This is a genomic window from Geminocystis sp. CENA526 (genome assembly GCF_050753365.1).
GTDB lineage: Bacteria > Cyanobacteriota > Cyanobacteriia > Cyanobacteriales > Cyanobacteriaceae > Geminocystis.
In genome coordinates, this window is sequence record NZ_JBLZFY010000111.1 from 1 (window position 1) to 12,506 (window position 12,506).

Annotated in this window: 11 protein-coding genes; 7 read left to right on the forward strand and 4 right to left on the reverse strand. The window is 36.1% G+C overall.

The window, feature by feature from the left end; translation table 11 throughout:
* Nucleotides 1–260: 260 nt before the first annotated feature.
* Nucleotides 261–1,196, forward strand: coding sequence for a ribonuclease Z (locus tag ACN4EE_RS19530; RefSeq protein WP_431708164.1), 936 nt, complete (start codon nucleotides 261–263; stop codon nucleotides 1,194–1,196).
* 99 nt (nucleotides 1,197–1,295) lie between these two features.
* Here ACN4EE_RS19530 and pgl read toward each other — a convergent pair whose 3' ends face one another.
* Nucleotides 1,296–2,015, reverse strand: coding sequence for a 6-phosphogluconolactonase (pgl, locus tag ACN4EE_RS19535; RefSeq protein WP_431708165.1), 720 nt, complete (start codon nucleotides 2,013–2,015; stop codon nucleotides 1,296–1,298).
* Between the two features lie 170 nt (nucleotides 2,016–2,185).
* Between pgl and hisS the strand changes: the two genes are divergently transcribed.
* The 3 genes from hisS (at nucleotide 2,186) to ACN4EE_RS19550 (ending at nucleotide 4,405) form a co-directional block, all read left to right on the forward strand.
* Nucleotides 2,186–3,436, forward strand: a complete 1,251-nt coding sequence (gene hisS, locus ACN4EE_RS19540; RefSeq protein WP_431708166.1) for a histidine--tRNA ligase — start codon at nucleotides 2,186–2,188, stop codon at nucleotides 3,434–3,436.
* Nucleotides 3,437–3,665: 229 nt separating this feature from the next.
* On the forward strand, nucleotides 3,666–3,965 hold the full coding sequence (locus ACN4EE_RS19545; protein ID WP_431708167.1) for a FitA-like ribbon-helix-helix domain-containing protein: 300 nt from the start codon (nucleotides 3,666–3,668) through the stop codon (nucleotides 3,963–3,965).
* Nucleotides 3,962–4,405 (forward strand): type II toxin-antitoxin system VapC family toxin, encoded by a 444-nt coding sequence (locus ACN4EE_RS19550; RefSeq protein WP_431708168.1) that lies wholly within the window; start codon nucleotides 3,962–3,964, stop codon nucleotides 4,403–4,405. Before ACN4EE_RS19545 ends, ACN4EE_RS19550 begins: the two co-directional genes overlap by 4 nt.
* Before the next feature lie 134 nt (nucleotides 4,406–4,539).
* Here ACN4EE_RS19550 and ACN4EE_RS19555 read toward each other — a convergent pair whose 3' ends face one another.
* Complete coding sequence (locus ACN4EE_RS19555; RefSeq protein ID WP_431708169.1) at nucleotides 4,540–5,736, reverse strand: glutathione S-transferase family protein; 1,197 nt, start codon at nucleotides 5,734–5,736, stop codon at nucleotides 4,540–4,542.
* Between the two features lie 183 nt (nucleotides 5,737–5,919).
* Here ACN4EE_RS19555 and ACN4EE_RS19560 point away from each other — a divergent pair, with 183 nt between their 5' ends.
* The 3 genes from ACN4EE_RS19560 (at nucleotide 5,920) to ACN4EE_RS19570 (ending at nucleotide 9,780) form a co-directional block, all read left to right on the forward strand.
* The gene (locus ACN4EE_RS19560; protein WP_431708170.1) at nucleotides 5,920–6,729 is read left to right on the forward strand and encodes a DUF928 domain-containing protein; all 810 of its coding nucleotides are present in this window, start codon (nucleotides 5,920–5,922) and stop codon (nucleotides 6,727–6,729) included.
* Between the two features lie 162 nt (nucleotides 6,730–6,891).
* Nucleotides 6,892–9,078 (forward strand): CHASE2 domain-containing protein, encoded by a 2,187-nt coding sequence (locus ACN4EE_RS19565; RefSeq protein ID WP_431708172.1) that lies wholly within the window; start codon nucleotides 6,892–6,894, stop codon nucleotides 9,076–9,078.
* Nucleotides 9,079–9,357: 279 nt separating this feature from the next.
* Nucleotides 9,358–9,780, forward strand: coding sequence for an ATP-binding protein (locus ACN4EE_RS19570; RefSeq protein ID WP_431708175.1), 423 nt, complete (start codon nucleotides 9,358–9,360; stop codon nucleotides 9,778–9,780).
* Between the two features lie 43 nt (nucleotides 9,781–9,823).
* Here the strand turns inward: ACN4EE_RS19570 and ACN4EE_RS19575 are convergent, their stop codons facing one another.
* A complete protein-coding gene (locus ACN4EE_RS19575) occupies nucleotides 9,824–11,332 on the reverse strand; it encodes a GumC domain-containing protein (protein ID WP_431708173.1) in 1,509 nt (502 codons plus the stop codon).
* A 119-nt stretch (nucleotides 11,333–11,451) separates the two neighbouring features.
* Nucleotides 11,452–12,381: a glycosyltransferase family 2 protein gene (locus tag ACN4EE_RS19580; RefSeq protein WP_431708174.1), complete on the reverse strand. Its 930-nt coding sequence runs from the start codon at nucleotides 12,379–12,381 to the stop codon at nucleotides 11,452–11,454.
* Between the last annotated feature and the right edge of the window lie 125 nt (nucleotides 12,382–12,506).

The window sequence follows — 12,506 nt, forward strand, 5'->3', positions numbered from 1 at the left end:
GAATAATAAAATTAGGATGGGTTACATCCGAATCAACGCTTGTGGACAGTATCAAGCCGACTTGACTGGTAGAAGCAAGAAGTAAACGTCATAGTTAACTATGAGTAAGTTTTATATAACAGATATTTATTAAGACATCTGAGAAAAAAACAGGCAAGATGCCTGTTCTACGGTGGTAAAATCATAATTAGGGTCAAAGTCTATTAAGGTATAATTTAAGGTAACATAACATTATAGTTAAGCTCGATCGAAAAATCATCGTGGAAATTACTTTTTTAGGTACAAGTTCAGGAGTACCAACTAAATTTAGAAATGTATCAAGTGTGGCATTAAAATTAACTCAAAGAGGGGAAATTTGGTTATTTGACTGCGGGGAAGGCACTCAACATCAACTATTGCGCAGTGATTTAAAAACCTCCCAACTTAAGAAAATTTTTGTAACCCATATGCACGGTGATCATACTTTTGGGTTAATGGGGTTATTAGCCAGTTGTGGTTTAGGCGCTCATGCGGAAAATATTGAAGTATATGGACCACCCGGTATAGAACCTTACTTGAAAGCCTGTATGAAATATTCCTATACCTATTTCCCCTATGGTGTCGAAATCAAAACAGTCGAGCCGGGGTTAGTCTATCAAGATGATGAATTTACCGTCACCTGTGAACTTTTAAAACATCGAGTTACGGCATTTGGGTATCGTGTTACAGAAAAAGATCGATCGGGCAAATTTGATATAGAAAAAGCACAAAGCATGGGCATCCCCTTTGGTCCAATTTATGGCAAACTAAAAGCTGGAGAAAATGTTACTCTTGAAGATGGTAGAACTTTTAAAGGTTCGGAATTTTGTGGACCAACAGAAATAGGACGTAAATTTGTTTATTGCACAGATACGGTATTTTGTGAAAGTGCGATCGAACTATCTCAAGATGCAGACGTATTAATCCATGAAGCCACCTTTGCCCATCAAGATGCCCCTATGGCATTCGAGAAAATGCACTCTACCACCACAATGGCGGCGCAAGTAGCTTTAGCTGCGCAAGTCAAACAGTTAATAATGACTCACTTTAGCCCCCGTTACGCCCCCGGCAACGCCCTCCAGATGAAGGATTTACTCAAAGAAGCCCAATCCATTTTTCCCAATACACTATTAGCCCACGACTTCTTTCATTACGAAATACCAAGACGGAGAGAGTAATAAGTAGGGGTTGCTGAAAAAGGCTTTTGATGAAGTTAGGTAATAGGTAATAGGTAATAGGTAATAGGTAATAGGTAATGCTTCATCTCAACGAAAAATTTAAGAATGAAACAGCCCTTGGGTGGCGGATTCATCGAGAAACCAAATTAACTCCCCTTGAGGATTAATAAATTTACTAGGATATTGTTTAGGATTTCCTGTTTCACTAAATACTTGCTTTAAGGCTTCCTGTTTACTGTTTCCTGCCACTAAAAAAATTACACACTTGGCTTGATTGATTAAGGGAATGGTAAATGTTAATCGAATACTCTCCCCTCGATTACCTACGGTGATTATTCGATCGAACTCCTGTAATGCTTTAGTATGAGGGAAAAGGGAGGCGGTATGCCCATCATCTCCCATACCTAATAAAATGATGTCAAAACTAGGGAAACCAGAAGAAATACCGAAAAAGTCGAGTATCTCTTGATTGTGTTTTTGCGCATCGGCTTCGGCGTTATTACCATTAGTGGGCATCGGGTGAATATTGCTAACAGGAATATCGACTTTATTTAACCATGCTTCCCGTGCCATTTTTTCGTTACTGTCGGGATGAGTTGGCAACACATAACGCTCATCTCCCCAGAATACATGAATTTTCTCCCAAGGCAAATCGGTTTTCGCTATGGCTTCGTAAATGGGTTTAGGTGTGCTTCCCCCTGCGAGGGCGATCGTACATCTATCTGTAGTCTCGATCGAACTTTTAATTTTATTGATGATAAAATCTGTAGCGGTTTCAATTAAAGTATTTTTATCAGGAAGAATCGTTTTTTGCACCATGATTAAAGAATGAGGAATGAGGAATTAGTACTTAATTCTACTTGTTCACCTATTAACTTGTCCACCAAGTCTAGTCAACCGCAGTAAAATACCTAATTAACTTTTTGATTAAAGGGAGTTAGGGATTTATGATGATTTAAGTTTAAGTTTCGTTAGATTAATTAATTTTTATGGATAATATTCAAGCCATTAGAGGCACAAAAGATATTTTACCGTCAGAGATTATCTATTGGCAGTATCTGGAAAAAACCGCCCAAGCAATCCTCACAAAAGCCAACTATCAAGAAATTCGTACTCCCATTTTTGAGCAAACTCCCCTATTTGAAAGGGGTATCGGTGAAGCCACTGACGTGGTAGGAAAGGAAATGTACACTTTTGTCGATCGAGGTGATAGAAGTATTACACTTCGTCCTGAAGGTACAGCAGGAGTAGTTCGATCGTACATCCAAAATAAATTATATGCCTCTGGAGGGGTCGATCGACTGTGGTATAGTGGAGCAATGTTTCGTTATGAACGTCCCCAAGCAGGAAGACAAAGACAGTTTCATCAGATAGGGTTAGAATTATTAGGAAGTAATGCCCCTAGGGCGGATGTAGAAGTCATCGCCATTGCCACCGACATTTTAAAAGCATTAGGATTGCAAAACCTCACCCTACAAATTAACTCCGTCGGCAATAAAGAGGATAGACAAAACTATCGACAAGCCTTAGTGGATTATTTCACCCCCTACAAAGAAGATTTAGACATCGATTCTCAAGACAGACTCACCCGTAACCCCTTACGGATTTTAGATAGCAAAGATAAAAAAACACAAGAAATCGCTAAAAATGCCCCTAGTATCCTTGATTATCTTGGAAATGACTCAAAAAGCCATTTTGATAAAGTATGCAACCTCTTGAGCCTTTTAGGTATCTCTTATGAAATAAATAATAGACTGGTAAGGGGGCTAGATTATTATACTCACACTGCTTTTGAAATTATCTCCAGTGATTTAGGCGCACAGGCTACAGTTTGCGGAGGGGGTAGGTATGACGGTTTAGTGTCGCAGTTAGGAGGAAGTGAAACTCCTGCCGTTGGTTGGGCAATGGGTATGGAAAGGTTAATATTATTATTAGAACAATTACAACCCTTAAAAGCGACAACTCCCGATATTTATTTTGTTTCAAGGGGAGACAAAGCGGAAAATCAGGCTCTTGTGATTGCACAAAATTTGCGTCATCATGGTTTTAAGGTAGAATTAGACCTTAGTGGTAGTAACTTTGCTAAACAGTTTAAAAGGGGCGATCGAAGTGGTGCTAAAATTTGTTTAGTGTTGGGGGATACAGAGGTAGAAGAAGGCACAATTCAAGTCAAAAACCTTGCTACTTCTCAGCAAAAAACCGTCTCTCAACAGGATTTAATTACAACAATTAAGAATTAAAAATGGGGAATGTAGGGGCTTAATATAAGTACTAAAGCAAAATAGATTGTATATTTTAAAATTAATGGAAATAACCCATAATCTTTGTTGCCTATGCCCCGATGCCTTTTGCCTTTCACAAAGTAAACATACAATTAATTTGCCTATCTACTTATTAAGCCCAATCTCATCAAAAAATAATAAAATCTATACTAAAAAAATAGTAAAAAAGAACATTCATTCCAGTATTATGGCTAACCTCACCCTTGAAAATCTCCCTGAAGAATTAATCCAAGAAATTGAACAACTTGCTCAAAAACACCATCAATCCGTTAATGAGCAGATTATCTCACTGTTAAAACAATCCGTACAAAAACCCAAAACCGCCCTAAAATTCCTTGTTTCTCCTGAAACCGATCCGACTTGGGAAGAACGGTGCAAGTCAGTTCCAAAGCTACAAGCACAAATCGATCAACACTCTCCGATTAATCCTCTTGATTATGGTTTTCCTGATAGTACAGATTTAATTCGGGAGGATCGTGATAGATGATTAATTCTTTACGCTGTGTTATTGATGCTAATATCGGGGTTAAAAGATTTATTGCAGACCCTTTAACTCCTAAAGTTAAACTACTTTTTGATACTTTGTCTAATCCTGACACAGAAATCTATGTTCCTGATTTATTTTATATTGAAATTACGAATGTATTTTGGAAATATGTACGTCAGAATCTTTATTCAATAAATGAGGTTGATAGCCATTTGACTATTTTAAAAGATTTCCCTCTTAGAGTAGTTAGTACGATCGAACTAATGCAATCAGCGTTTCAAATCGCCCATAAATATCAAATTTCGGCTTATGATGGTGCTTATGTTGCCCTTTCTCAAGAGGTTAATGCCCCATTATTGACGTTTGATCAAAAGTTGATTAATGCTTTAAGAAATTTTCCTATTGATGTGCAGTTTTTCCCTGATTTTTATCTTCCTTAAACCGTTGTTTTGATATTCCGTCAGGCTCGATCGAGCTTAATAAAAACTTATATGATAATAATTATCAGAAGTTTTAACCTGATACCTGATACCTGATACCTATCCTCATCAAAATACTATGAAGCAACCCCTAATTACTGAAAATTAATCGGATTTTGATCCCTACGATGACGAATTGGTAAAGGTTCGGGCTGTCGATCGCCCTCAAGACTAGCCGTAAATTCTAAGGCACTACGCAATCTTTTTCCAGCATAAATAGACATATCACGGGGGATACTAATTCTATCCCTTAGATAACGTAAGGCAATATAAGTATTTTCAGGGGGAGGGCAGGGTTTTTCTGTCATCATATAGGTTAGCGCACAACGCAAAGCTCGATCGAACTTCGTTTTATCCTTTTCGGGATTTACTTTGATAATATTATCTTTATGCTTAAGCACTCGATATAAGGCTTCTTGACGAGAATTTGCGGGTTCGGGATATTTAACGTCAGGTAAAGCAAACCAATCGCCATAATCTACTAATTTTTGGTTAATTTTCGCCTTTTCTGTGGAATTTTCATAACATCCTCCCATTTGAGGGGGTAAATCGTGAGCGTGGGTGTGGAAGTCACTTTGAGTACCTCTATAGGTCGATCGAGTTTCCATAGCATCAAACCAACGAGAGAAGTACGGATTTTCTTCCCGAAGGGAGTAACCTTTATAGTAAAAAAGACTAGCATTCATGCGTTCTACATAGGGAGTAAAAATCACGTCCACCACACTAAAATCATCGAGAAAATAAGGGCTAGAAGTTTGTTGTAAAGCGGTTTCTACCTCCTGCACTACTGCCTTAAATTGTTTTTCGTTATTCTCCTCTTGGGCTTTAAACATGGCAGGATAACAAAGCCAACTACACCACGCCCTAAATAATAATCTCTCTAATTTTCTCAAAGCCATAACTTTAGGGTGTTGCATTTCTAATCCTAATGCCCCAAACTCTTTTTCTAACGCTAATAAAATATCGTCACTTTCGGTAATAATTCGATCGTCCAAAGCCAAAGCAGGTAACATACCCGAAGGCACTTTTTCCTTATACCATCTTTCTTTTTCCCCATAGCAAAACATAGTAACTTTTTTAATACGGTAGGGGATTTGTTTTTCTTCCAACCATAGCCACACCTTTTGACAGTAAGGACACCATGCGTGATAATCTCGATATAACGTCACCCTAACTTCATCTTCGGAATGATTAAATAACCGCAAAAGTGCCTGAGAATTGGTAACGCCATTAACTCTATCTAATTGATAATCTGTCAGATTTTCTAATTCTTGCCAAGTAAGAGGAGTCATAAATAGTAAATAGGGTTTGTTGAATAAATCTGAAGAACATTAAAATTAAAGGTTTAGACGTATATATTAACAAAAAAGTGAGCAGTTTTAACTACCCTCAATAATCAAAATAGAAAAAGTGTGAGTCATTGTCAAAAATTTTCAAAAATTAGCAGAAAATGTCAGTTAAATGAGTTTTAGCTTATGATGAGGTTAACAATCCAAGTACTCAATAAAAAGCCGATGTTAAAACCATTAATATTATCTTCCTCTGTTATCTGTTTTACTTGTATTTTTATTTCCTCTGGTAAAATCAACGTACAGGCGGAATCTCTTAATTTTGGTAATGTTAATCAAATTACCTCCCATTTAATTGCACAAAGTCAATCCCGCCGTTTAAAGTTTAAATTGCCTGATCGAGGTGTGCCTGATGCTAGAATGGGAGGAGCAGTTAGAGGAGGAAATAAATCGATTATTGCTATAATTCCCCCTGATAAAATGCCTTTAGCTTCTGAAAAAAACTCTACTATTTTTGTTTATATTGCTAATAATAACTCGACTGAGGGTAATCTTAGAATAACAGATATTAATGGACAGGAATTATACCGTGGTAAATTTATCCCCCCCCAAGAAACAGGGATTATAAGAATAAAATTACCAGAAACCATTGAGTTAAAAACTAATACGCCCTATCGTTGGGATATAGAATTAAAATCTCCTAATATTCATCCGACTCAAGCTATGAGATTGAGGACTTTTGGATGGTTAGAAAAAGTCTCTTTGGAGGAAAAAGTTAGCAGTGAAACTGACTCCCAAGAAGATATTTGGGCTAGTTTAAACACCCTAGCCGAAGAGGGAATTTGGTATGATACCCTTAACAAGTTAGCTGTATTAAGGTTAGAAAATCCTGAAGATGAGCAAATTAAATCAGAATGGGTAGAATTATTAAACTCAGTCGGATTGGAGAAGATTGCACAGACTGATATTTTTTCCGAAGTGATAATTACTAATTAGGTGTTGCGGAAAAAGTATTTTGATGAGGATAGATGTCAGGTATCAGGTTAAAGAATGAAAAATCAAGGTTTTGAAGCATTATCTTTTTAATACAACATAAATGTATTGTTGATAAGAAGCCTGAAATACGCTGCAAAAATCATAATTTTTACCAGAAGTCTAATGTTTAAAACTTTTTTTCAATGGCTTAACAATCATTCATGGCACAAAGCAGGATTTTCTGTGATTGTTGCTTCTTTTCTGAGTGCAAGTATTACTCAAGGAATTAAGCAATTAGGAGGTTTTGTTTCTTTTGATTTAGGCACTTATGACTGGTTAGTTAATTTACGCCCTAGTGACTCTCCAGACTCCCGTATTTTAACAGTTTTAATTACTGAGGATGATATTCAAAATCAAGGAAAATGGCCTCTTAGTGATGAAACTCTTGCCCAAGCCTTAACTATTCTCTTAAAAAGCAATCCCCATGCCATCGGTGTTGATTTATATCGTGATTTACCTGTTGCACCGGGTAGCGATAAACTCAATGATATTTTTCGAGAGTCCGATCGAACCTTTGTAGTTTGTAAGTTAGATTCCGCTACTCAACCTTCCGTTTCTCCTCCTCCTAGTTTACCCCTTGATTTTATCGGTTTTGCTGATATTGTTTTAGATCAAGATGGAGTAGTAAGGCGTAATTTATTTTATGTTGAACCTCAAGAAAGTAGCTGTGAAACACCTTATTCTTTGGCACTACAGTTAAGTTTAAGTTATTTAATGGCAGAAGGTATTGAGCCTGAAATGACGGAAGAAGGGTGGTTAAAGTTGGGCAAAGCTACCCTTAAACCCCTTGATGATAACACGGGGGGTTATCAAAATATTGATGCTAGTGGTTATCAAATTATGTTGGATTATCGTCGAGGAAATAACCCTTCTTCTACGGTAACTTTAACGGAAGTTTTAGAGGGAAAAGTTGAGGCTAATTTAGTAGAAAATAAAGTTATTTTATTGGGAGTTTCAGCACCTAGTTTAAAAGACGTTTTTTATACCCCTTTAAGTTCTCAAAAGCGGGATATTATTTTAATGCCGGGGGTAACATTACACGCTCAAATGGTTAGTCAGTTATTATCTTCAGCCATAGATGGGCAAACTTTAATTTGGAGTTGGGGAGAGGGAAAACAATTTATTTGGATTTATTTTTGGGGATTGTTGGGTAGTATTTCTATCCTTCTTATTTCCCGTCCTTTAATTATGATTACGGCTCAAGCAATAGCTATAATAATTATTATTGGTAGTGGAGTCATTTTCTTTTTTTGGGGAGGTTGGATTCCTCTGGTTTCTCCTCTGGTGGCATTCTGGGGCGGTGCGATCGTACTTTTGGGATATAATGTTTATGAGGCGAAACAAGAACAGTTTACCATCAAAAAACAGGCACAGGAGCAGGAAAAATCCATTGCCATGTTAAAGATGCTTCTCGAAACCCAATCACAAATAAATAATCCACCAACTCTAATTAATTATGATAAAGGCTCGATTATTGTCAACCGTTATGAAATCGTCAAAGCATTAGGAAAAGGGAGTTTTGGTAGTACCTATTTATCAAGGGATTTACTTCGCCCCGGCAAACCTTATTGTGTCGTAAAACGGCTAACCCCTTCATCTAAGGATGAAAAATTTTTAAAAATAGTGCAAAGATTGTTTAAAACAGAGGCAAAAATTTTAGAAAAAGTAGGAAAACATGAGCAGATTCCCCAATTATTGGCTTATATTGAAGAGAATAATGAGTTTTTTTTAATTCAAGAATATGTAGAAGGGAAGACTATTTTTAAAGAAATAAAAGAGAAAAAATATACAGAAATAGAAACCTTACAACTAATAGAAGAAATCATCAATATTTTGATTTTTATTCAAGAATTTAATTTGATTCATCGAGATATAAAACCTGATAATATTATTCGTCGTCAATCAGATAATTCCTTAGTCTTAATCGATTTTGGCGCGGTTAAAGAAATTTCGAGTAATTTTCAGAATAAGCAGAAAACAGTTATTATTGGTAATGATGGTTATGCTTCCCCTGAACAGTTAGCAGGGCAACCATGTTTAAATAGCGATATTTATGCTACTGGTATGGTAGCAATTCACTGTCTCACGGGTATTTTCCCCCGCAAATTACCTAAAGATGATAAAACGGGAGAAATTATTTGGGATAGCAGTCAATATGTTAGTTTCCCTACCGCTAGTATAATCAAAAAAATGACCCGTTATCATTTTTGCGATCGTTATCAAAATGCCCAAGAGGTAATGAAGGATTTAAGAAAGTTTAAAATGAAAATTAAACAACTTAAACAGTCTAATAATTCACGAGAAAATTGATTTATTATAAATAAGCTAGTTTGCATTTAAGTTTACCGATGAAGACAGGCAAAAGGCAAGAGTTGCCCTAAATGAATAGTTATTAGTATTTTTAACTATTACAAAAAAATGCAACTTTTATGCGTCTTAGCTTACCTGATGCCTGATACCTAACCTCATCAAAATACTTTTTTTAGCACTCCCTATCTAGTTATATTAGCTTTTTGATAGAATTTATTATGATCTCGTAAAACTTCTTTCGACATTGTGTTAAAATTTTGAAAAAAGGATTGGATGCCCTTGAAAATTTCTCAGACAACTCATTTTCAAGTCAAAACAGACTTGACGTATTTAAAGGAAGTATTGCGACAGTTTGACGCAATTAAACAAGACTGGGTAAATCAAAAAGATTGGCTACAATGTCAATTAGCTTTAGCAGAAGGTTTTACCAATGCAGTAAGACACGCACATAAAAATAAACCTGTCGAGACACCTATCGATATAGAAATATCCGTGAGTCAAGAGGAAATTAATATTAGAATTTGGGATTATGGGCAACCATTTCAATTAACTTCTATTGTTAAAAAAATTTCGCACTCTTCTGATTTGGCTGGAGGGGGAAGGGGTATAGAAATTTTACAAAAAATAGCCGATGAGTTAAGCTATGATCATCATCCCAACGATCGAAACTGTTTATTAATTAAAAAAAAATTGCTACCCTAACAGTAGAGTAGCAATCTGATTGATTTAATAAGAAGAATAGAGATTACTTATCGTCTTCTAATAAAGCATTAAAGTCTAACTCCTCATCCTGAGTGTTGTCGAAAGAGTCAAGATTAAAATTATCGTCATTGCTGTCATCATCCACTAAAGCCGATAAATCTAACTCGTTATCATCTTCAGAATTATCAGATAAATCCAAATCGAAGTTAAAATCATCATCCGAGTTATCGGATTCAGATAAATCTAACTCTTCGCCAAACATTTCTACATCTGACTCCACAGAAGCAGAAGCGGAAGCCGATTCCGAAAAAGCATCAAAGTTAAACTCTTCATCATCACTAGAGATTTCTTCTAATTCATTATCTCCACTGAAGTCTAACCCTTCGCTAAACATTTCCACTTCTGACTCGGCGGTAGATTCCGCAAAAGCATCCAGATTAAAATTATCTCCTAAATCGTCACTCTCTAGCTCGATCGAATCATTAAAAATTTCCACATCGCTATCCGCAGTAATGTCAGACTCAGCTAAGGCATCCAAATTTAATTCTTCATCCTCTAAACCCAAACCAGAATCAAAGGAAGGAGTTTCTTCTTCTTCACTACCAAAGTCTAAACCTTCATCAAAGGAGGAGGTTTCTTCTTCACTGCTAAAGTCTAAACCTTCATCGAAGGAGGAGGTTTCTTCTTCCAATTCTAAAGAGGGAGTTTCTTCTTCACTACCAAAGTCTAAACCTTCATCGAAGGAGGAGGTTTCTTCTTCCAATTCTAAAGAGGGAGTTTCTTCTTCACTACCAAAGTCTAAACCTTCATCGAAGGAGGAGGTTTCTTCTTCCAATTCTAAAGAGGGAGTTTCTTCTTCACTGCTAAAGTCTAAACCTTCATCAAAGGAAGGGGTTTCTTCTTCCAATTCTTCTTCGACTTCCATAATAGTAGTCGCTTCGGCAAACTCTGGAGATGAGAAATTATCTTCTTCTGGAGTTGTATTTATATTAGCGAAGGCTTCTCTAAGATTAGCGATTTGTGTCTCATAATCTTGTATTTGTGACTGATGACTAGCCTGTAATTGCTCGATTTGAATTTGGAAAGACTCTTGTAGTTGAGCCTGTCGATCGAGATATTCTTGATCTTTTTGTGCTAATTGTTGTTCTAACTCTGCTAATCTACCACTATCATCTCCTCCCATAGAAGAAGCTAACTGCAATTCTAATTCGTTAATTCTAACTTGCAACTGCTCGATCGTATTTTGAAGATTGATAACTTCATCAGTGTTGTCTGAATCACTTTGTAAGCTACTAAGTTGAGCTTGATAATCTTGAATTTGCCCTTCATAGGCTTTTTCAGTTTGGGCAATTTTACGATTAGTTTCCTCGTCATATTCTTGTCTAAGAGAAGTGATTAACTCTTGTTTACGAGTTTCAAAACTTTCTTCCGCATCTCTTAAGGCTTTTTGCTTTGCTTCTTCAATAACTCCATCATCAGTTTTATTTGGTTTTACAAAAAAGACGATAACAGCACCGACAACAGCGCCTATAATAATAAAAATGACTTCCATTAATTTTCCTCCAAATTTTATTTATAAAAGTTTGTTATGGGATTTTTTTATTTTTGTCTAACAGTCATTATATGGATAAATTTTATTTTGCAATCTTATTTTTCAAAAAGTCAGTATTTTTACTCATTTTGATTATAAGCACTATAGACACCTTTAACGTTATACCAATTTAGAAAAATTCGTGCTACCTCTAAAGCAAGTTGCGGTTTTCCTTGATTGATTAACCACTGTAAAAGGGGTTTCATCGTATTTTCGTTGAGTGTGCCTCCTAAAGATAAAATTCCCCATAATAATTTATGTATCCATGTCATTTGAATCATCATCCTGACTTCATAGGTTGGATGTTTTTGATAAAATAATACTCCCATTTTTCCCCTTTCGATTTCTTTTTCTATCAACTGGGGTATTTGTTGCAAATTGAAGGGGGGATGCCAATGATACCCTACTGCTTCGGGGCATTTTATCAATTTTAAGCCCAATTTCTTTAATCTTACTCCTAACTCTAAGTCTTCCCAACCGTATTGATTAAACATGGTATCGAATAATCCTGCTTCTAGTAACCATTTCTTGGCAATGGCAACATTTCCTGTGGCAAAATAGGCGGCGGAAAAATCTGTTATTTTGTACGGTTCTGAAGTAGGATTGTCGAAGTTGCAAGTGTTGATTACCGCACCATAGGTAAAAATTTTGTCACTATTTTCTTTCTCTTGTGCTTTAATAAGGGCTTGACTATGAGCCTGTAAAAAGCTAGGTGTTACAACTAAGTCACTATCAATAAAAATAATCCAATTTCCGACGGCATTTTCCACCCCTAAATTACGAGCTGAACCTGCTCCCTTGTGATTTTGAGTTAAAATTTTAACGTGGGGTAATGAGGTTTTTTCTTCGGCTATCCATGATAAGGTTCGATCGATCGAGCCGTCATCGACTACAATGATTTCATAATCAGTAATGATATTATGATCAAATTCTTGATTTTCTAAGGCAAAAAGACATTTTTGTAGAATCGGTAAACGATTATAGGTAGGAATAACAACGCTAAAAAACACAAATAAACTCCGTAAGAGTAAATAGTTCAAGATTTAAGCATCATAACCTAAAATCTTTCGAGTTCGACATAAAATGATGAAGATAAGAGGAAGAAGAGGGGGAAGAGGGGGAAGAGGGGGAAGAG